This is a genomic window from Streptomyces sp. NPDC020801 (genome assembly GCF_044334385.1).
Taxonomy (GTDB): Bacteria; Actinomycetota; Actinomycetes; order Streptomycetales; family Streptomycetaceae; genus Streptomyces.
Genome location: NZ_JBIRST010000002.1, coordinates 411,066 through 430,588, shown reverse-complemented (window position 1 = coordinate 430,588; position 19,523 = coordinate 411,066). Strand labels below are relative to the sequence as shown.

Below are 19,523 nucleotides of genomic sequence, written 5' to 3'. Positions count from 1 at the left end.
GCGGCATCATCGGTCACCGCGGGGCCGCCGGCGGCGACGCCGACGCACCCCGGCATTTGAGCACCATGAAAGGAATGACCACGTGCTCACTCTGTTCACCAACCGGTTCCAGGCGTTCCAGCCCCCGCAAGGGGTGCCGGTGCGCATCACCCTGGGCGCTCCCCGCTTCAAACTCCCCTACTCCCTCACCCACTCGGTGCGGGAGCTCGCGCCGCGTCGGGACTACCTCTCCCAGTCCGAGCCCGAGTTCGCGACGGCCTACCGGGCCGACCTCGACCAGCTCGGGCCCGAGCGGATCGCCGCGCGGCTGCGGCAGATCACGCAGGCGGAGGGCGATCACCGCCTGGTGCTGCTCTGCTTCGAGGACCTGGCCAAGCCGGGCCTGTGGTGCCACCGCCGCGTGTTCGGCGCCTGGTGGAAGGAGGTCACGGGGGACGAGGTGCGGGAGCTGTCCCCGATGGATCACCAGGGCACCTTGATCTGAGCGTCGGAACCGCGCCGCAAAGATAGATGACATGATTTCAAGGGGCTGCCTGCTCCTTGTGTAAGGTTCCAGCGCAGCGCCCGGCCCCGGCATCCCGCCGAGGCCGGGCGCTGTCGTTCGTCGGGAGGCGATAGATGTTCCAGGGCACCATCCCGGGCCCCATGCGCTCCATCGTGCGCGAGACCGCCAGCCAGTGGCCGCGCGGCCCGGTGTACGTCCCGTGCTGCGGGAACTTCACCATCGAGCGCAGCGTGGCCGGCATGGGCTTCGCCCTCCGCTCCTCCGACGTGTCCATCTACACCAGCGCGGTCGGCCGATGGCTCACGCGGCAGCCGGTCGGCATCCAGCTCCGCGAGGAGAGCCGAGACGAACTCGGCTGGCTCGCGGACTCCTTGGACGACGGTGTCGGCACCGTGTCCACGCTCATGCTCGGCACGCGGTTCCTTGCCAGCGTCGGTCGCGAGGGGCTGTGGCACGAGCGGGTGGTGCGCTCCTATCGGGAGCAGTGGAAGGTCAAGCACGCGGAGACGGTCGAGCGGCTGTCCGGCTCGGGCATTGAACTCGCCTCGTACGAGGTGGAGGACGTGCGCTCCTGGCTCCAGAAGGTTCCCCGTGACGCCCCGGTGTGCTCCTTCCCTCCCTTTTACGGCGGTGGCTACGAGAAGCTGTACGAGCCGCTGGAGGCGCACTTCACCTGGGACGCGCCCGAGTACGAGCCGCTGTCCGACGACGACGTGGTCGGCGTGCTCGGCGCGATCACGGACAGGCCGTACTGGCTGACGGCCTCCAACCACGACGTGCCCGAGCTGCACCGCTACCTGCGCGGCGTGATCAAGGCGACCCCGCGCGCCGCTCCCTTCTACGTGTACGCCAGTCGGGCCCGGACAAGGATCGTCGCTCCGCGCCAGCCGATCGAACCGGTGAAGGTCCCCCGCCTGCGCCAGGGTGACGAACTGGTCGGCCCGCTCACGCTGTCGCTGCTGAAACCCGGCCAGTTCAACGCGCTGCGCTCCCGGTACCTCAACCCGAAGATCGCGCCGGGTGCGGCGAACCTGGCCGTCGCGGTGAAGGACGGCGGCGGACGGCTCCTGGGCGTGTTCGCGATGGCCCCGAGCACGTTCACCCCAGACGAGGCGTACGTGCTCTCGGACTTCGCGGTCGCGCCGACCGACTACCCGCGGCTGTCGAAGCTGGTCGTGCTCGCGGCCACCAGCGCCGAGGCGCAGTTGCTGTGCCAGCGGGCGTTCTCTCGGCGGATCCGGAGGGTGGCGACGACGGCGTTCAGCAACAACCCGGTGTCGATGAAGTACCGCGGGCTGCTGCGGCTGAACAAGCGCAGCCCATCGAACGAGAACGGCTGGAAGTTCCAGCTCCAGTACCAGGGGGCTATGGGCCAGCACACGCTGGCCGAGGCCCTTCAGACGTGGGCGAAGCGGTGGGGCGCCCAGACGACGAAGACGGGAGTCTGATCATGGAGGAGACCACTCGGCTCGCCCCGCCGCAGATGGTGGAGGGCGACCCGCGCACGCTGACGCTGCTCGACGTCAACGCGCGGTTCCTGCCGCACGAGCAGTTCCGTCAGTTGGTGGCGAACATCGAGCGTGACGGCTGCCTGACCTCGACGCCGCTGGTGTGGAACGACCGCGAGACGGGGCGGCTGGTCGTCCTGTCCGGCAACCACCGCACGCTCGCCGCGATCGAAGCCGGCCTGTCGCAGATCTGGTGGATGCAGATAGACGAGCCGCTGCCCCGCCAGCGGCAGATCGCTCTCCAGCTCTCGCACAACGCCATCGCAGGCCAGGACGACCCGGCGATCCTCAAGGAGCTGTACGACGAGCTTGAGTCGGTGGAGTGGCGGCAGTACACGGGCCTGGACGACAAGACCCTGGACTTGCTGGAGAAGGTGGACGTTGCCTCCCTGGGCGAGGCGAACCTCGACTTCGCCAGCGTGCAGTTCATGTTCCTGCCCGATGAGCTGGAGCGAGCCGAGGCTGCCTTCGACGCGGCCCGGTCCACGGCGACGGCGGACCAGCGGTGGGTGGCCGGGCTGGAGCAGTACGAGCCCGTGCTCGATGCGCTGGAGACCTCCCGAGCCGCGTACAAGATCGGCAACAGCGCGACGGCGCTCGGCGTGATCCTCGCTGTGTTCGAGCGGCACCTGGGTGAACTGGCCGAAGGCTGGTTCGACGCGGCCACCGGGGAGGCGACGAGGGCGGGAACGGCACCGTTGGAGACGGTGTTCGGCGTGCGGGACGTGCCGGTGGAGACGGCCGCCGTCGTAAGGGCGGCCATCGATCGGATGGTGCAGGACGGCATCGTGCCAGCCGACGAGTCGTGGCGGGCGCTGGAAGTCCTGGCCGCACAGAGCAACTAACGGCCGCCGGCCAGGAGGTGAGCGGTGGCCGAGGACACCGTGGAGTCCTGGGAGCGGCAGAGCGGGGAGTCGGTCCAGGCGTTCGAGGCGTTCGCCGTGTACCGCGATCTCGGCCCAGCGCGGAGTCTGACAAAAACGGCACGCGAGCTGCATAAATCCCGCACGCTGCTGGGTCGGTGGTCGCGGCAGTACGCATGGGTGATGCGGGCCGCGGCCTACGACCGGGAGCAGGACCGCCTGTTCCTCGCGGAACAGGCGCAGGCGCGGCGGGACATCGCCCGCAGGCACGCGAAGTTGGCGCAAGCCGTTCAGAGCAAGGCGGTCGCGCGGCTCCAGACACTCGACCCGCGGGAACTGTCGCCGTCCGAGCTGCTGCGCTACATCCAGGTCGCGGCGGAGATCGAACGGCGGGCCGTGGGTGAGGCTCCGGCGACCGGGACGGTCGAGGACCGGGACCAGGGCGTGGACGTGGCTTCACTGTCGGACGAGGAGCGCCGGGCCCGGATGGACCAGCTCCGCCGTGAACTGGAGCGCCGGCTGTCGGAGGGCGCGCAGTGAGCCGCGGCCGGGCCAAGTGCCGCATGATCCAGGGGTTCGCGGACCCGTCGGTAATGAGCGACGAGCAGCTGAAGGCCGAGGTCGCCGCCCTGGTCCGCGCCGATGAGCTGTCGGCGCGCAGGTGGGCGTGCGAGGTCTCGAACTGTGACGGCCTGCCCCACGCGGGGTGGCTGCACCACCATGCCCGCGCGGCGCAGCGTCAGCCGCTGTGGCTGTGGACGGTGTGGATGCTGCTCACCGGCCGCGGCTGGGGCAAGTCCCGGACGGCGGCGGAGACGGTCCGGGAGTGGGCGCAGACACCAGGTCTTCAGATCGCGGTGGTGGCGAAGAACGCGACGCTGGTGAGGGACATCTGCTTCGAGTCCCCAAAGTCCGGGCTGCTGTCGGTGTTCCCGCCGGAGGAGGTGGCGAAGTACAACTCCTCGCTCGGCGAGACGACGCTGCGCCTGGTGAACGGCACGCTGATACGGGGATTCGGTGCGGAGACGCCGGACAACCTGCGCGGCTGGGCGTTCGACAAGGCATGGTGCGACGAGTACGCGGCCTGGTCGCGGCACACCGCGCAAGAGGTCTACGACATGCTGTGGTTCTGCCTGCGAGAGGCGGACACCCCGCAGGTCGTCATCTCCACGACGCCCAAGCCGCTCCCGCACGTCAAGCGGCTCGTCGAGCGCGGCCGTGCCCAGGAGAAGACGCACCTGGAGGGAGGGACGCCGCCTCGGGTGGTGCTGACCCGCGGGCACATGCGGGAGAACGACGCGAACCTGTCGGCGGCGGCCCGAGAAGAGCTGGAGGAGGAGTACGCCGGCACCCGGTTGGGGCGGCAGGAGCTTTCCGGCGAGCTACTCGAGGACGTGGAGGGCGCGCTGTGGAAGGGGTGGATGCTAGAAGTCGAGGGCTTCCGCCCCCGGCCCGAGCGTCTGCCTGACCTCCAGCGCGTGGTGGTCTCCGTCGATCCGGCCACGAAGTCGCACGAGAACGCGGACATGACCGCGTTCACCGTGGCGGGCCGTGGGTTCCCAGTGGAGACGATGTTCGGGGATGACCGGCCCCGCGGGTATCTGCTGCACTGCGAGCAGGACCGGCATACGCCGACGCAGGCGATGAAGCGGGCCGCCGAGCTATACCACGAGCACCGCGCCGACTGCGTGGTGATCGAGGCCAACAACGGTGGTGACTACCTGCCCGCGCTGCTGGAGCAGGTGGACCCGACGGTGAACTGGCGGATCGTTCATGCAACGCGTGGGAAGCGGGCGCGGGCGGCACCGGCGGCGCAGCTGTACGAGCAGGCCAGGGTGTCGCACGTCGGTTCGGCCCGGCGGTTCGCGGAGCTGGAGGAGCAGATGACGACGTTCGTTGGCCAGGGAGAGACCGAGGACTCACCCGACCTGCTGGACTCCGCAGTATGGGCGCTATGGGACCTGTTCCTTGATCCGACGATGCCGCCACCGCGTGGCGGGAATGACCAGCGGCTGAGTGGTCGGCGGTGATGGCCTCTCGGGAACGAGGTGTCTGAGAGTGATGAGATACGCGGCGAACTCACTCGCGTCACGGCTCGCACCGGGGCCGGGCCGTCTAATCGTGGCCGAGGGCTACGAAAGACGACTGGCAAGACGGTCGTACGGCGGTGTAGGCATCAGCAGTCTTGGGCCGGGGCGGTCAGTCAGGCGTCCATCTGGAGGGAGCTGTAGTGGGACTCGAAGAGTTTGCTGGTGGGGGTATGCAGCTCGGCCTTCATTTGGCAGTACAGGCGCCAGTAGTTCTGCCACAGGGGGTCGGCGGTGGGCAGGTAAGTCACGTTGAGCCCGATGCTGGCGGCCTCGTCGCAGTTGATCACTGCTCCGTGGGATAGCCACTGCTTGTTGTCGTTCAGTCGGGTGGCGACGCGGGTGATCTTGTCGTTCTGGTCACGCAGCATCCGTTCGGCAAGGAAGCGTTCGGCGAACTTCTGGGAGCGGGTGAGGGCTTTACGGCATACGTCGATCAGTGCGGGGTCAAGTTTGCCGAGCAGCGGCACGTAGGCGGTGGGCAGCTCTACGTCCTTGGTTTGGTCGATGATGTAGGTGAGGCCGTCGAGGTAGGACTGGGCAGGTCGATTCAGGCGTTGGCCGTCGTTGGTGCTTACGATGACCTGCGGGTCGATCGGCCCCAGCTCGCTGGGCGGGCCCATGACGATGCTGTCCCCGGCCACGGCGATCAGGGTCCCGGCGCTCTTGGCGCTATCGGGGACGATCACGCGCAACTGGGCCTTGCGCCCGATGGTCTTGTACAACAGCAGCACTATGCGTTCGGCCGCGTCCACGTCGCCGCCCATGGTGTGCAGCAGCAGGTCCAGGTCGTCGCCCTCGCGGACGTCCTGCAGCAGGTCGTAGAGCGGGGGGACGTCGTCGCGGCTGACCAGTGCGCTCGGTCCGCTGACGTAGCAGATCAGCCGTCGCCCGGTGTGCTCCTCGATGGCGCGGATCTGTTCCTGGCGCTGGTAGCGGCCGGCCTGAAGCGCCCGGAACAGTGGCGTCTGCACCGGTACCCGCAGAAGGGTGTCGTCAGATATGGGTTCGGGCCGCGCCGGGGTGCGAGGCTGATTCATCGATGGTTCTCGTCTCAAGAGGATGGACGCATAGGTGAGCGAGGGGGGTCGGCCCACTGTAGGCGGCCGCGGCGGATCCAGAAGTGGCAGCGGTACCCGTTGTCGATGACGTCGACGCTTGGGTGAAGGGTCGGCGCAGATCGGCTACCGGAGAGCTGCCACCGGGGCCGGCGCGCCGGACTCAGGTTGAGTAGCACCTGGTGGCCGGTGCCGCAGGGGCAGGTGAACGCGGCCCAGGCCGGACCGGTGCTCCCCTGGACAAGGATCCCCACCCGAGCCGGCAAATGGGGAATCAGGTCGGCGGCCTCCACGCCCGGTCCTAGCACCAGCGTCCGGCGGATGGTCCGGGCGTACAAGGCGGTCAGGGTCAGGGCGATGCCCACGTCGTCTCCAGCAGGGGGGTACGGTCACCGCAGCCGCGCACTGCGGCGCCGTCGGCGCAGTAGTGCCCTGGCCGGGACGGCCGGTTATGGGTGGACAGTTCGCGGTCGTGGATGCGGGCGAGGATCTCGTTGGGGGGCGGGGTGACGCCGTACCCCACGAGCCGTTCCAGCATCTCGTTGACGGCGAGTGCCGCCACAAGGGTTGTATAGGCAACCACCGCTGGCTCGACCCCGGGAAGTTCGGGCGCGTAGCCCTCGGCGGCCCGGCTCCTGCGCTCGTCCGGCTCCATCTGCTCCAATGCGGCCCGCTGCGGGTCGACGCGGTCGCGGCACAGCAGGCAGCTGTAACCGGGCGACAGCACACTGATCCGGGCGTCGATGCCGGCGAGCACTCCGGCATCGCTGCTGATCAGGACCCCGCAGTCGATGACCGGCAGCAGGTAGTAGCTGGACAGGCGGGAGAGCACCATCCGGCCCGCGTGGTCGTCGGTGCAGCCGAACACCAGATCGCAGCCGCGCAGCCGGGCGGCGACACCCTCCTGCACAACGCTGCCCACCACCGGCTCCACCTCGGTGCCCAAGCCGATCGCCACCGCGTGCCCTGCCACGATCTCGGCCTTGGGGCGGCCCACGTCCCCGATGCCAGCGCCGTGCACACGGGTGAGGTTGCTTGCACTGAGGTGGTCGGGATCGACCACGAGCAGCTGCCCAACGCCCAGTCGCGCCAGCTGCTCGCCCACCGCGGAACCGGTGCCCCCCGCGCCGACCAGCCCGATCCGCAGGAGCGCGAGCTGGGCTTGCAGGGCGGGGCCCAGGGCGCGGACCTGGCGGTCGAACACCTCGTCCACCGGGGGTTCGGCGGCGTCGGCGGCGGTGACCGCCCGGAACCGCGGCCCCACGATCCACAGCCGCTCGATCCGCCACGGTTCACCGGCACCATCGAGGACGGTGCCGCTGAACCGTATGGTGCCAGCCTCCCCGGCGGCCGCCGGAGAGACCACCACGCTGGCGTACAGGTTCTGGCCAGTGCGGACCATGAACAGCGGCGCCAGCGCGGCGTCCACGCCCGCGTCGCGCCGCGAGGGCGTAGGGTCGCCACCCGGGTGGGTGTGCACCCACACGGCCACCGCGCCGAGCTCTTCGGCGCGCCGCAGCGCCGGCACGTAGCCGCCCGAGACGATGGTCATTCCGGTGAAGGTCCGCTGCGCGTAGTGCCGGTCCTGCACCCAGTGCAGTTCCCGTCCCAGAAGCCGCAGCCGCTGCCCCTCGCGGGCCACCCCGGCAATCAGCACCGCGGCCGACTCCGAATGCTGCGCCGCCCCTGCGGATAGCTGGTCGGCGAGCTCCTGGGTCAGGACCAGCGTCACCGCGCTCACGCGACCACCTGCTGGATGCTGCGCAGCAGCTCGCCGCGGATCCGCGCCAGATAGGTCTCCAGGCCGTCGATGCCGGGCCGCCACTGGCCCGGGCTGAAGTGCCGTGACCAACGCTGCCAGGACCGGCCCAGGTACACCTCGGTGATCTGTGTCGCCTCTACCGGACGACCGTCGGCCCGGACCAGTGCCGGGTCCACCCACCACATGTCCGGGGCCGCGTCAGGGAACCCCGCGGGCAGCCGGACCAGCAGGTCCACGCTCGTCCGGTTGTACCCGGGAGGAACCGGCCAATCGGGCAGGACCACGCACACCATCCCCGACTCAACTTGCGTGGTGTACGCGATACCACGCTCTGCCAGGTGCGCCGCATCGGCGCCGGGCAGGCTCACCGAGCGCCCCCCGACCCAGGGTTGATGTGACCGGGGGCGGTGAAGAACCGCAGCCCGTTGCGCATCGGTACCGCCTGGCCGTCCGCGACCAGCAGGTCCTCGCCACCCGGCCGTACCTCGTACAGATCGCGGTCAGCCGGGACCGGCGGACTGACCAGAGCGCGCAGCTGCGCGCCGGTCAGCTCCGGCTCGCGGACGGTGTAGTGCACCCGGTCGATTTGGATCTCGAAACGGGCGCCGTGCCCGTGGGTCCCTGTCATCACAGCCTCCTCAGGCGCCACTGTGACGCCGCGGTATCACGGTATCACGGTTGCTTGATGCCGTGGGAGCGTGACGCTAGGCTGGGTCTATGAAGGACGCAACGAAAGCAATGACGGTCCGCCTGCCCATTGACCAGGCCGAGGCGCTGGCCACCGTCGCGAGCGTGGAGAACAGGCCTGTGTCCGAAGTAATCCGCGCCGCCATCGCCCAGCACGTCGACACACGCCGCCGAGACCCAGACTTTCAGCGCGAACTCAAGGCCAGCGTCGAACGTGCCCAGCGTCTACTGGCCGCTATGGACTCGGACGCCGACGACTAGGGCATCGGTCGATCGGTGGGTCTAGAGGTGGGTTGCTGAGAGTGAAGCCGGGCCAGCTGAACTGATTACTGATGCTGACGACGGCTGAGGTGTCGTCATGCTCACGTGCGCAAGAGCGGGATCGCTCCGACGAGCAGGACGGTGCTGCTTCACTGAGACATGGCGGGGTTCTCCGGCATGGGCGTCCCCCGGAAGGGCTGTAGGCGGCCGATAAGGTAACGGTTTGGCGCGGGGCCGACGTCCTGGAGGGGATCTGTGGGCCTGCGCCAATTCGTGATCGACGCCTGGTCGTGGCTGAACTACAAGCCGGTGATGGCCGACGCTGGCCGTCCGGGGAGCCGCGCGTTTCCGGAGCTGGCCAAGACGTGGGTGCCGCGGCACGAGTTGCGGCGGCTGGCCGCGTACAAGGTGTTGGCGTCGTACGACAACAACCAGGCCGGGCAGTTGGCGGCGGCCGGTGGTGATGCGAGCGCGTTGGAGCGGCGGGAGCTAGGCGATGCGGCCAACCTGGTGGATACCGCGCTCGGCTACCTCCTCGGTTCGGAGCAGAAGGTCGCGGTCGAGGGGGCGGTACACGCCGACGATGAGACGCCCGGTGCGGCGGAGGCGGCCGCGGTGCAGGATCGATTGCGGAGGTGGGCGGACAAGGAGCTGCTGACGTACCGGGTCCAGCAGGCCGAGCGGGCGGCGGTGCTCCTTGGGGACAGCGTGTTGGTTCTGGCGTGGAACCCGCAGAAGCAGCGGCCGACACTGCGGGTCTACGATGCAGGGTTCTTCTTCCCCCAGTGGGACGACGAGGACGAGGACTTCCCGAGCCGTGTGCATCTGGCGTGGGAGCTGCCGGCGGACGACGACGCCGGGCTGAAGGCAAGGGTGCGTCGGGTGACGTACGAGCTTGGTCCGATCTCCGAGCAGGGCAAACCCGGCGACGATGGGCATGCAGCTGGCGGGCGGCAGTACCCGTGGGAGCCGGGCCGGACGTCGAACATGACGTGTTACCTCACGGACGCGGAGTGGCTGCTGGAGGACCTGAAGAACGGCGAGACGCTGGACCGGCTGCCGATGGACAAGGCGAGCTTCCGGGTACGGCCGGACGGCACGGAGCTGAACCGACTGGATCTGATGATCGACTTCGTGCCGGTGGTGCATATCGCGAACACGATCCCCGACGGTGGAGAGCACTGGGGGCGCTCGATTCTGGCGCGGGTTTTGCAGGCGCTCGATGAGCTCGCGGCCACGGACTCGGACAGCTCGGCGGCCTCGGCGACGACGGGCACGCCGATCATCGGGCTTGCGGGTGCGCGGCTGCCGGTGGACCGGGCGACGGGCAGGCCGCAGGAGCTTCAGGTGAAGGCCGGGGCAGTGTGGCAGCTCGGTGAAACGGGGCGGATGGATGCTCTGGACACGTCGCCGCAGTTGGCCGAACTTCGGGCGCGGGTGGATCACCTGTTGGAGCGGATTGCGGCGAACAGCCGTGTGACGGCGGCCGGGCTCGGGACGCTGGAGGCCACGGAGGTGCCGTCGGGGTACGCGCTGAAGCTGGCGCTGGGGCCGCTGGATGCGTTGATCGGGATGATGCGGTTGGCGCGGGAGCACAAGTACCGGCTGCTGTTCAAGATGGTGCAGCGGCTGTACCAGGCCGGGCGAGCGGAGGGCTGGACGGCCGGGGAGACGCTGCCGGCGCGGCTGGCGTGGGCGCCGCACACGCCGACGGACCGTGCTGCGGTGCTGGAGGAGGTCGTCAAGGCGTACGGGGCGGGGGTGCTGTCGCTGGAGACGGCGGTGGCGATGTTGCTGGAGGCCGGGTACCCGATCAAGGATGCCTCGCAGGAGGTGGAGCGGATCAGGGCGAAGGTGGAGCAGGAGGCTGCGGTGCCGATGGCGGAGGCCGCTGCTCGGCGTGGGCGTGAAGAGGACGACGAGGACCAGGAGGACGACGACGGGTCGGGGTCGGCCAGGGGGCGGAAGCCGGTGGGGAAGGTGAGCGAGCGGGAGCCGGTGGAGGCGGGCCGGTGACGCGGCCTCGGGGTGCGTGACGCGGGTTCAGCGCCAGATGCCGCGGGTGCGCATCAGGTCGATCTGGGGTTCGGTGATGTGCTCGCGGTATTCGGCGTGGTTGTACGGCGGCCGGTCGGCGTAGAGGTTGGCCGGGTAGACGGGCTGTTCGTAGAGGGTGGCGAACAGCTCGGTGCGCAGGTCCTTGACCCAGTTGGTCCACGCGGCGGTGGTGCGCTGGCGGCGGAGGGCGGGCAGGTCGATGGTGGCGGTGACGAAGGTGGCGACTCCGCCGTGGTCGAGGTGGCCGACGGTGCGGCCGGTGTAGTCGGTGATGGTGGAGTGGCCGCCGAAGAAGTCGACGCGCTGCACGTCGGCGCCGGTGTAGGAGGCCGGGTTGGGGGCGAGGACGTACATGGTGTTATCGAGGGCCCGGGCCCGGTTTTGGATGTCGTAGGCGTCGGAGGCGACGCCGGGGAGTGGGTAGCTGGTGCGGTAGGCGATCTCGCATCCGCCGAGGGCGAGGCCGCGTGCGTTCTCCGGGTAGGACGCCTCGTTGGCCATCATGACGCCGAGGCGGCCGATGGCCGTGTCGGCCACGGGCCAGTACGCCTCGGGGCTCCGGCCGTAGAGACGGGTCCACTGGTCGAGCACGTCGTGCGGGCTGAGGCTGTGTTCCATGGGTGGCAGCGGGGCGAGCTTGTAGTGCCGCAGGACGATCTCGCCGTCGGGGTCGATGACGAATCCGACGTTGAAGTACCGGTCAGGGAAGGCCGGGTGGAGGGCCTTGGCCTGGGCCATGATGTGGATGTTGAACTCGCGGGCCCAGCGGCCGAGTTCTTGCGTTTCCGCGCCGGGAAGGCTGATGGCGCAGGTGCGCGCGTAGGTGGCGTGGTCGAGGTCGTGGATCTCGTCGGTGAAGCCCTGGAGCGCGCCTTCGGGCAGGGCGACCAGTCGGACGGGGTGGTCGAGGCCGCCGAGGGAGACGGCGGTGCGGGTGAGGGCGTAGAGGTGGTCGAGGTTGACGGCGATGTCGTCGCGCTGCTGGATCTCGGTGATCTCCGGGATGAGCCCGACAGCGGTGTAGGGGTCGAGTGTCATGGGTGGTGCCTCCTTGTTCGAGGCCATCCTGTGGGGGCGGTCGGACAAGGGTTCGTGGCCGTGTCGGTGCAGGTGGCTACACTGGCCGTCAGCGCGGGGGCGCGCTCTGGAGGAGATGTATGGTCCAGCCCCTGCCGCCTCGCCGTCCTGTCGGCCACCGCCGTGACGGGCGGCCGATCTACCCGATTCTCGGTGCCTCTTCGGAGGACGAGACGAACGACCAGCTCGATGACGCCCCGGACGGCGGCGACCAGGAGCAGCAGGTTACGGTCACACAGGACCGGTTGGGCAAGATGCTCACCCGCGAGAAGGCACAGGGCGAACGGGCCGCGATCAAGCGGCTGTTGTCCACGCTCGGGTTCGACTCCCCGAAGGCGCTCACCGAATTCGTGACCGCGCAGCGGGAGGCCGAGCAGGCCGCGCTGTCGGAGGTGGAACGTCGGGAACAGGCGGCTGCCGAGCGAGAGTTGCAGGCCGCACGCCGGGAGGAGCTGGCCGCCGAGCGGGAGAGGGCGGCGCTTCGCCGGGCCGCGCTGGTGGCGCTCGGCGCGGAGGGCGACGATCTGGTGGACGCGGAGCGTCTGCTGGCCGTGGACGACGAGGAGGCGGACGAGGCACAGATCCAGTCGGCGGCCGAGGCCCTGCGGGCACGTCGCCCTGAGCTGTTCGGCGGGGTCCGCCTGCCTGTGCCGGCAGCCCCCGCGGGCGCACCGGCCGGGCGCGGCCCGACCCGTACGGCCTCGGTGTCCAAGCCCGGTTCGGCCGGGTTGGAGATGGCCAAGCGCCGTGGTCTGATCCCGGAGTTCAGCGACTCCGCCGCCCGGTAGTCCCAGGCACCAGAACTTGGGGGACCACGCCCCCTGAACGTCGTGGACGGCATCGCCTCCGTGGGCGATGTGCGGATTCTGACCGCAGCGTCCATGGAGACACGCACATGACCATCCAGCCCGTTTCGAAGTCCGAGTACACCACCGCCAACCGCGAGTGGCTGACGTCCCTGCACGGCACCGACTCCGTCGACACGATCACCCTCGACCTCAACCTCTTCTGCGAGGGCACGCACTACGTGTGCGGCGACGGCTCTGACCCGTACGGCCGGGTGCTGTCCGGTGTGCCGGTCGGCAGGGTCGCGGAGTCCGGCCTGTACGGCCCGTACGACCCGGAGGCGCACTGCGGCCGCCAGATTCTGCGTGGCTTCGTGATCGCCGAGGCCCCCTTCGCGCCGGGGCAGACCCGTGTTCCGGCCGCGCTGCTGTGGCACGGCGCGGTGAAGGCGTCGAAGGTGCCGGGCGGCATCGATGTGTCCCAGCTCGTATGGCACCCGCGTGCCGCGCAGATCCGCTTCGTGTGAGCGGGGGCTGAGCTGTGACGATTCAGGACCTGCTCAAGGACGTCTCGGTCATGGACCTGACGGCGTTCGCGCGGGCGATCCCGTCCCCGAAGGACTTCCTCCTCACCCAGACGATCTTCCCGACCGTGGAGATGCGGGAGGTGAAGTGGCGTACGAAGGACTCCGGCCGGTACGTCAACGTCGCCAAGTACCGGGCGTTCAACGCCTCGGTGCCGTTCGCGACACGTGAGGCGTGGCAGACGTCCCGAGAGGGCGCGCTGCCTGCGCTGGGCCAGAAGCTCGTCGTCTCCGAGCAGGAGCAGATCCTGCTGGAGGCGTCGCACGGTTCGGACCAGGACCGGCTGATCGAGCTGCTGTACGACGACGTGGAACGTCACGTCGAAGCCATCCGCTCCCGGCTGGAGCTGGCCGCCGGCGACGTACTCGCGGACGGCCGTTTCACGCTGGAACAGGAGAACGGCCTGACGCTGGAGGTGGACTGGAACGTCCCCGCCGAGAACATGCCGATCGCCCGTATCCCGTGGTCGGACCCGGCCTCCGACCCGATCGCGGACGAACTGCGGTGGATCCAGCACCTGGACGACATCGGCGCGCCGGAGCCGGAGCTGGTGATCACCTCCCGGAAGGCGTTTAGCTACCTGGCAGCCAACAACGCCTACAGGGCGGCCTACTACGGCAGCGTGAACCCGTCGACCACGCCGACGGCGACGCTCACCCCGCAGCAGATCAACGTGGTGCGCGGCAACTACAGCCTGCCGCCGATCCAGTTCTACAAGGCACAGGTGAGGGTGGACGGCAAGCCCCGCAAGGTGCTGCCCGAGGACCTGTGGATTCTCGTGCCGCCGGAGCGGGAGAAGTGGGCCCAGACCATGTACGGGGTGACTGCGGAGGCCCTGGTGCTTTCGCGCGGGTCGAACCCCGAGATCATCCGCGAGGACGCCCCCGGCCTGATCATCACCCGAGGGGTCCAGGATGACCCCGTGCAGATCTGGACCAAGGGCGCCGCGGTCGGGATGCCCGTCATGCACACCCCGGACGCGCACATCGTGGCGAAGGTCCTGTGATGGCGGGCCGCGGGCGGCTGAAAGCCGCGGTCTACGTACAGGACCCGACCACGCGGGAGGAGGTGATCCTGCTGCCGGGCGACTGCCCGGATCCGGAGGTGGCCGTGCTGATCACCAACCCGGACGCGTGGGAGGAACCGCCGGACGCCTGCGACAAGCCGGAAGAGGCTGTCGCGGTGGAGAAGTTCGGGCCGTCCGGGAACAAGGACAGCGGCCAGGAGGAGACAGCCGGCGCGGGCGGGGCGAGGAAGTCCCCGTCAAGGCGGAGCGGGGGCCGTTCGGTGTCCTCGTCGTCGTGACCATCTGGAGGCGGCACGCCGTTGGGAACAGCCTGACGGCGGGCCGCCCCGCGTGGAGCAGGGAGTAGCGGGTGGATGAGTTCCAGCGGTCCTGGCTGTTGGCGCAGCTCGGGCCGGACACCGACCCGGCCGACCTGGAGCGCCGGTTCTTCCGACTGCGGTCGGCGCGCCTAGTCGCGCTTGAGGTACTGGGCGAGCGCCGAGCGAAGCTGCTCGCCGACCCGCTGAAGGTCACCGTCGACAACGTGGTGACCATGGACCTCCAAGAGAACCTTCGCGGCATCGAGCGCCAGATCGAGCAGGTGCGTCAGACCCCCGCCCCGGACGGACCCGGCGACGGGGATGAAGCCGCGCAGGGAGTGATGGAGGTGGCGTGGTTGTCCCCCGCGCGCCGCTACCGGTAGACCTCGTCGTGTCGTTGGCACGCGCACTCGAAGCGAAATGGGCATCAGCGCACTGGCTGAACAATTCTGGGGTATCGCCTTACGATGTGGGGATTTCGTCGAAGGAGCACCTCGAGTTGATGCCTGTCCCACCAGTCGGTGTGAAATCCATTCTTGTCTCTAATCGTGTCGAGGCGGTTGGTCAGGGCGGAACTGACCCTGCTTGACGTGATGAGCAGGAACCCTTGCGCACCTACATCTTCAATGACGTCACGAATCTCCCTGACGTCGCTGACCCCGACAGTGCTTGCCGTAGCTTTGCACTGAACAACAACCCGTATCTCTTGGAGATTGTCGTCCTCGGTGCTCCATCGCGCAGCGCGGAACCCAGGAACAAGCTGCTTGATGAGCAGATCCTTCCCGCCGTCCCGCTCCCTGGCTGGCCCTGCGCTGCGAACTTGGAGCACGAATGGGTCGGCTTCGAGGAGCTCGCGAACCAAGTCCTCAAACTCCTGCCCGTCAATTTTAGGGGCCCATGTAAATGAGTCCGGTGCCAGGAGTGTCGATGAGATGACTCGGTACTGATCGATTATGCGTTCGCGCTGCTCTTGGTAAGCCTGCCTTCCACCCGGACTTCCGAGAAGTACAACCGTCTCGGCACCCGCACACAGGAGGGCGTTCTCGAATGGAAATACCGTCACGTCTTCTCGGCTGTCGACTCGCTCGCCAGACGCCCTGATAATCTGTAGAGCTTTATCGACATCCCTGTACGAAATAGCATTTTGGAGGTCGCCAACGTGCCGGATCTCCCCGTCAGGGCCGGTGACTGTTTCGATGTTGCCAGCGAACATCCCGAGAGCGAAGGCCACGTCCGAGTCACGCGTTATCGATATCTCACCATTAGCTGCCCTGTAGTAGAAGTTACGAGGGCTCTCGCGAACGGTGTACCAGTCTTTGCTTACGTCGAATATTTCAGGAACTGCGGTGGCTAGCTGCCGTGCCCATTCGTCTGCTTCTGTCGACTGGTGCGCAAGGGTGTCTCCCTCTGCGCGATCGGGGCAATATTCAGGCAGATTCATGTGCATGAATGCCCCGAAGGACCACAGATCCATTAGGGCGTGTTCCATCGATTCAAGATCGCGACGGATACTGAGATTCATGGGCTGGCGAGGAACAAGGAATCGCTCACCCAGTTCCCACGACGCCGCAGGATGTTCGCTATCGATGAGCTGGTATGACGCTTTCCCTTCGCCATGCATGAAGGCGGCGGCCATGTATGTCGTGATATCAACGATGTCACTGGCGCCTCCACTCCAGACACCCGGCGGCTTCTGGCAATGGAGGTATGGAAAGACTTGATCGTCGTCAATTCTCTCCAGCACAAGCGCGAGGCCCATGCATCCGACCCGCAGAGTCGTCCTATTTTCATGCTGGTGTGCTGTGAAATTCATGCCCTCCGCGAGGGCGATGATCTCATCCTCCACCGAAACCCCTCCTACCCCGTGGAACATCACGAATCGACACCAGCTCGTTGACAGTTGTCACTCGTCGTCGAGCAGCTCCTCGTAGCTCAGTGGTCGCGAGTCGTTGTCTTCAGCCTCGTCGTCATCGACAGAATCGTCATTTTCGTCGACGCCTTCAGCTGCATCCTGTGTCGCGCTTGCAAGCGTGTCGGGAGAGAGCCAGCCGTTGAACTCGGCCTCCGTCACGAAGAACCAGTTCACGAGCGCCTTTCGGAGGGTCTTCGTGGCGAGTTCTTCAGCCTCGTTCCGCCGCTGGTCATCCGTTTGGCGTGGCTTGCTGGTCTTGAGTGCCTTCTTTCGTTCTTCGATGCAGAAACCCAGGTACATGCTGCGGGCGTCCGAGAGCATCTTCTCGAATCCCTCGCGCCCGTCGAACCACTCAGCCACAAGATTCCATGACTCGGGGCTGGCAAGAGCCTGGAGCCAGAAGTATCGAAAGTAGACGGCGCGGGCAGTTTCGAGCTTTGGGATCTGATTGATCGGATCTGAGACCGTCTTACTGAACGCGAGACGCCGGTCCCGGGCCTTCCCTCGCCCTGCGTCGTGCAAGAAGAAGGCGTTCCAACCCTGCGCGAGTGCCCCAGCGAACGCGGGAAGCTCGTCAAGCTTCCATCGCTTGACTTCGCTCTTCCTGAGCTCCCAGAGAGACCCCAAGGTCATTGCCAATCCGAGCTGGCAGGCGTGAGTGTTCAGCACCAGGTATGCAGACTTGCTGGCCTCGCGCTTATCCTCTGCGGCCGAACCGAGGTATTCCTCTGCCCGAAACACCTCGAAGGCACTCTCCTTTTCCTCTATCACCTCCCACGCGCGGAGGACATCGTCATCCGGCTTGCGCCGGCTGGCCCCGGGCTTGTTTCGTGACTCTTCCTTGTAGTGCTCGTAACTGTCCTTCAAGGTCCAGTACACACCTACGCCACCAAACAGGGCATCGCGTGCGAGCGAGGCGTAAATCTCCACCCCACTCCAGCCAGCCTCCATGCGCCGGAGAGCGCGTGCGTGAGCGGCGTATGGTTCTACCTTCGACAGCAGCGTCAGGATGGAACTACCCCAGGTCTCAGAGAAGCGAGTGCTCAGAATGTCCGCTTTTCCGAGAGGGAAGCTCTCGTTACCAATGGCATCCCGCCGATACGTGAATCCCTCGTCTTGCACCTCTGCCTTGAACAGCTTTCCTACCTCAAGCTGCTGTCGCATGAAGGCATCTCGCTCTGGTTTCCCTTCGCGACTGCTGATCTTCTTCGTCACGTCTCTCAAGTATTTCGGAGGACCGAAGACGCAACGGTTCACCGCCTCCTTGAGCAGATGAATGTTGGTCATGACGGACCAGCGGGCTGGTCGCGTCGTGTTGATGTCAGGGTTGTCGTATTCGACGGCGTAGAGCGGCATGAGGTCGTCGTTGTCGGGACGCCTCAAGTCACTGAGCATGCTGCGAGTGAGGACGTTCACCAGCTCTGCATCCGAGAGCAAGATGATCCTCGACTCGCTTGGTGCTTTGGCTTCCTTGTTTACGTCCACGAAGAGTGTTCGTGCTGCTTCGTGCGCATGGCCCGTTTCGCCGACTCGATCAGGGAACCAGCAGACCGTGACTGGGACCTCTACGTTGGACAAGTCCATGTTCGACGCGATGGCCTCATCTGCAAGATACCTCTGCACCTGCTTTTCGTAGAAGTCGCGGAACTTTTCGCCTCGACTTCCGCGCCACTTGTGCGACATGGTGCGGTCGATGGCCAAGAGCGCCATGGCCCTGTGCTGGCCGTCCAGGACGACGAGCCTGGATGCGTGCTCGTTCCAGCGAAGCTGGGCCAGGTTGACCGGGTGGTATTCCCCCTGCGCGTCGACGACCCGTCGCACGGCAAAGGCGTCTCCCGCCTGCACCTGCTTCCAGGGAAGATCTTGATCTTCGACGATCTCGGCGTCCCCAAACGCGGGAAAGCGAGAGGGCGATCCCTCCTTGAAGGGCAAGAGGACAGCCATGATCGGAGGAAAGAACGCCGGCCCGGTTGCGCGGTTCTTGAGCAGATACGGGATCAGGCCCGTTGCAACACGGTGATCATCGAGGTCACGCTGGAGTAGCTGATTGAAGTCGAGAACATCAGCATCCATCACCTCCCGAACCGGCGACAGATGCTGTGTCAAGAGCCGCTCGGGTGCCGGCGACTCCTCGCCCAAGCGTGCCTTGGTCATGATGTACTCGACCCGCCCGGCTGGAGTGCTGAAAGTACCCCAGGTCCCCTGGATGTAGTCGCGGAACGTACTCTTGACGGTGGAGCTGAACAACACAGTCACTGCCTTCCCAGGATTGGCGCAAACAGACGGTGGAGCAGCCACTCTGCGGATTGGGCGCTCTCACGCAAAGACCTGACGGAGATATCCGATTCTAGAGATTTCAAGTCAATTACCCAGGCCTCGAGATTCTCCATCGCGATTCCGCGCGCCGCAGCACGTTGCCCGAAGTTCTTGGCGTCCCTTTTCAGCCTGTCTGCATCATTAGGGTTACCGCGTAGCCAATCCATGGCCCTGTTGTAATTACTGCGATGCTGCTGGAGGCGCTCGTTGAGATTCTCGGCAACTCCGATATAAAGGGGCGACGAGAAGACTGGTGTCGCGCGACCGAGGAATTGAGCGAGCAAACGGCGCCCGGTTTGCGAACTGATGGTGTTATCCAGCGCCTCCCGGTCCCGCTCCCGCCGCTCCCTCTCCCGATCAGTGCCCTCGGGCACCGAGGTCGTCTCGCGCCGGTTGACGCCGTGATCGAGCTCAAGGGCTCCGTCCCAGCGCCCGCCGTACGGTGCAGATCCGTGCAGCGTTATGGGGAGCGGCTCGTAGTAACTGGCGTACTCGCGCAGGAGGCCCAAGAAGCCCTCGATGGAGGCATCCTGGCCGTCGACCGGCTTCGTTTCCCAGTCCTGAGCACTTGCCTGAAATGTCACATACCAGGCGTAAATCCCCGGGGACTCAGGGGCCTGCTCGACCTCGAGCATGCCGAACCGCGATGCTGCATGATCCTCAGTTCCGACATCGGCGTCCTCCAAAACACCCAAGACCGATCCCGTCTCCTGCTGTCTGTTGCTCTTCCCTG

Annotated in this window: 21 protein-coding genes; 12 read left to right on the top strand and 9 right to left on the bottom strand. The window is 67.0% G+C overall.

All coding sequences use genetic code 11. The features are described from left to right. Positions 1–82: 82 nt before the first annotated feature. The 5 genes from ACH4UM_RS06845 (at position 83) to ACH4UM_RS06825 (ending at position 4,906) form a co-directional block, all read left to right on the top strand. Positions 83–484, top strand: a complete 402-nt coding sequence (locus tag ACH4UM_RS06845; RefSeq protein WP_398174645.1) for a hypothetical protein — start codon at positions 83–85, stop codon at positions 482–484. Between the two features lie 134 nt (positions 485–618). Continuing rightward, positions 619–1,953 (top strand): hypothetical protein, encoded by a 1,335-nt coding sequence (locus ACH4UM_RS06840; protein ID WP_398174642.1) that lies wholly within the window; start codon positions 619–621, stop codon positions 1,951–1,953. A gap of 2 nt (positions 1,954–1,955) precedes the next feature. Continuing rightward, positions 1,956–2,858 (top strand): ParB N-terminal domain-containing protein, encoded by a 903-nt coding sequence (locus ACH4UM_RS06835; RefSeq protein WP_398174640.1) that lies wholly within the window; start codon positions 1,956–1,958, stop codon positions 2,856–2,858. Between the two features lie 24 nt (positions 2,859–2,882). Then, complete coding sequence (locus ACH4UM_RS06830; protein WP_398174637.1) at positions 2,883–3,416, top strand: hypothetical protein; 534 nt, start codon at positions 2,883–2,885, stop codon at positions 3,414–3,416. A gap of 53 nt (positions 3,417–3,469) precedes the next feature. Further along, complete coding sequence (locus tag ACH4UM_RS06825) at positions 3,470–4,906, top strand: terminase large subunit domain-containing protein (protein ID WP_398174634.1); 1,437 nt, start codon at positions 3,470–3,472, stop codon at positions 4,904–4,906. A gap of 173 nt (positions 4,907–5,079) precedes the next feature. On the opposite strand, the gene ACH4UM_RS06820 is transcribed toward ACH4UM_RS06825, so the two are convergent. From ACH4UM_RS06820 to ACH4UM_RS06800, 5 genes are all read right to left on the bottom strand, one after another. Continuing rightward, entirely contained in the window at positions 5,080–5,937 is an 858-nt protein-coding gene (locus ACH4UM_RS06820; RefSeq protein WP_398174631.1) for a hypothetical protein, read from the bottom strand. Positions 5,938–6,017: 80 nt separating this feature from the next. After that, entirely contained in the window at positions 6,018–6,275 is a 258-nt protein-coding gene (locus ACH4UM_RS06815; protein ID WP_398175048.1) for a DUF6527 family protein, read from the bottom strand. A 95-nt stretch (positions 6,276–6,370) separates the two neighbouring features. Continuing rightward, a complete protein-coding gene (locus tag ACH4UM_RS06810; RefSeq protein ID WP_398174628.1) occupies positions 6,371–7,762 on the bottom strand; it encodes a ThiF family adenylyltransferase in 1,392 nt (463 codons plus the stop codon). Continuing rightward, positions 7,759–8,151: an E2/UBC family protein gene (locus tag ACH4UM_RS06805; protein ID WP_398174625.1), complete on the bottom strand. Its 393-nt coding sequence runs from the start codon at positions 8,149–8,151 to the stop codon at positions 7,759–7,761. The genes ACH4UM_RS06810 and ACH4UM_RS06805 overlap by 4 nt, the downstream gene beginning before the upstream one ends. Further along, the gene (locus ACH4UM_RS06800) at positions 8,148–8,411 is read right to left on the bottom strand and encodes a multiubiquitin domain-containing protein (RefSeq protein ID WP_397897435.1); all 264 of its coding nucleotides are present in this window, start codon (positions 8,409–8,411) and stop codon (positions 8,148–8,150) included. Before ACH4UM_RS06800 ends, ACH4UM_RS06805 begins: the two co-directional genes overlap by 4 nt. An 89-nt stretch (positions 8,412–8,500) precedes the next feature. Here ACH4UM_RS06800 and ACH4UM_RS06795 point away from each other — a divergent pair, with 89 nt between their 5' ends. After that, on the top strand, positions 8,501–8,731 hold the full coding sequence (locus ACH4UM_RS06795) for a ribbon-helix-helix protein, CopG family (RefSeq protein ID WP_397897436.1): 231 nt from the start codon (positions 8,501–8,503) through the stop codon (positions 8,729–8,731). A 255-nt stretch (positions 8,732–8,986) separates the two neighbouring features. Further along, entirely contained in the window at positions 8,987–10,747 is a 1,761-nt protein-coding gene (locus tag ACH4UM_RS06790; protein ID WP_398174622.1) for a hypothetical protein, read from the top strand. Between the two features lie 27 nt (positions 10,748–10,774). On the opposite strand, the gene ACH4UM_RS06785 is transcribed toward ACH4UM_RS06790, so the two are convergent. Then, on the bottom strand, positions 10,775–11,827 hold the full coding sequence (locus tag ACH4UM_RS06785; protein ID WP_398174619.1) for a nitrilase-related carbon-nitrogen hydrolase: 1,053 nt from the start codon (positions 11,825–11,827) through the stop codon (positions 10,775–10,777). Positions 11,828–11,946: 119 nt separating this feature from the next. On the opposite strand from ACH4UM_RS06785, the gene ACH4UM_RS06780 reads away from it, so the two are divergent. From ACH4UM_RS06780 to ACH4UM_RS06760, 5 genes are all read left to right on the top strand, one after another. Further along, complete coding sequence (locus tag ACH4UM_RS06780; RefSeq protein ID WP_398174616.1) at positions 11,947–12,654, top strand: hypothetical protein; 708 nt, start codon at positions 11,947–11,949, stop codon at positions 12,652–12,654. 107 nt (positions 12,655–12,761) lie between these two features. Continuing rightward, on the top strand, positions 12,762–13,178 hold the full coding sequence (locus ACH4UM_RS06775) for a head decoration protein (protein ID WP_398174613.1): 417 nt from the start codon (positions 12,762–12,764) through the stop codon (positions 13,176–13,178). 14 nt (positions 13,179–13,192) lie between these two features. Continuing rightward, positions 13,193–14,242: a major capsid protein gene (locus ACH4UM_RS06770; RefSeq protein ID WP_398174610.1), complete on the top strand. Its 1,050-nt coding sequence runs from the start codon at positions 13,193–13,195 to the stop codon at positions 14,240–14,242. Beyond that, a complete protein-coding gene (locus tag ACH4UM_RS06765; protein ID WP_398174607.1) occupies positions 14,242–14,541 on the top strand; it encodes a hypothetical protein in 300 nt (99 codons plus the stop codon). Before ACH4UM_RS06770 ends, ACH4UM_RS06765 begins: the two co-directional genes overlap by 1 nt. A gap of 71 nt (positions 14,542–14,612) precedes the next feature. After that, positions 14,613–14,945 carry a hypothetical protein gene (locus ACH4UM_RS06760; RefSeq protein ID WP_398174605.1) on the top strand — a complete coding sequence of 111 codons (333 nt, stop codon included), beginning with the start codon at positions 14,613–14,615 and terminating at the stop codon, positions 14,943–14,945. Positions 14,946–14,989: 44 nt separating this feature from the next. Here ACH4UM_RS06760 and ACH4UM_RS06755 read toward each other — a convergent pair whose 3' ends face one another. From ACH4UM_RS06755 to ACH4UM_RS06745, 3 genes are read right to left on the bottom strand one after another with little or no spacing between them, the layout of a single operon-like run. Next, positions 14,990–16,408: a restriction endonuclease gene (locus tag ACH4UM_RS06755; RefSeq protein WP_398174602.1), complete on the bottom strand. Its 1,419-nt coding sequence runs from the start codon at positions 16,406–16,408 to the stop codon at positions 14,990–14,992. A gap of 57 nt (positions 16,409–16,465) precedes the next feature. Continuing rightward, positions 16,466–18,730: a hypothetical protein gene (locus ACH4UM_RS06750; RefSeq protein ID WP_398174599.1), complete on the bottom strand. Its 2,265-nt coding sequence runs from the start codon at positions 18,728–18,730 to the stop codon at positions 16,466–16,468. Next, positions 18,727–19,485 carry a hypothetical protein gene (locus ACH4UM_RS06745; RefSeq protein ID WP_398174596.1) on the bottom strand — a complete coding sequence of 253 codons (759 nt, stop codon included), beginning with the start codon at positions 19,483–19,485 and terminating at the stop codon, positions 18,727–18,729. The genes ACH4UM_RS06750 and ACH4UM_RS06745 overlap by 4 nt, the downstream gene beginning before the upstream one ends. Positions 19,486–19,523 lie beyond the last annotated feature (38 nt).

Coding starts and splice junctions, on each gene's coding strand:
- ACH4UM_RS06835 (WP_398174640.1), top strand. CDS start 1,956: ATGGAGGAGACCACTCGGCTCGCCCCGCCGCAGATGGTGGAGGGCGAC.
- ACH4UM_RS06795 (WP_397897436.1), top strand. CDS start 8,501: ATGAAGGACGCAACGAAAGCAATGACGGTCCGCCTGCCCATTGACCAG.
- ACH4UM_RS06765 (WP_398174607.1), top strand. CDS start 14,242: ATGGCGGGCCGCGGGCGGCTGAAAGCCGCGGTCTACGTACAGGACCCG.
- ACH4UM_RS06775 (WP_398174613.1), top strand. CDS start 12,762: ATGACCATCCAGCCCGTTTCGAAGTCCGAGTACACCACCGCCAACCGC.
- ACH4UM_RS06825 (WP_398174634.1), top strand. CDS start 3,470: ATGAGCGACGAGCAGCTGAAGGCCGAGGTCGCCGCCCTGGTCCGCGCC.
- ACH4UM_RS06780 (WP_398174616.1), top strand. CDS start 11,947: ATGGTCCAGCCCCTGCCGCCTCGCCGTCCTGTCGGCCACCGCCGTGAC.
- ACH4UM_RS06840 (WP_398174642.1), top strand. CDS start 619: ATGTTCCAGGGCACCATCCCGGGCCCCATGCGCTCCATCGTGCGCGAG.
- ACH4UM_RS06800 (WP_397897435.1), bottom strand. CDS start 8,411: ATGACAGGGACCCACGGGCACGGCGCCCGTTTCGAGATCCAAATCGAC.
- ACH4UM_RS06785 (WP_398174619.1), bottom strand. CDS start 11,827: ATGACACTCGACCCCTACACCGCTGTCGGGCTCATCCCGGAGATCACC.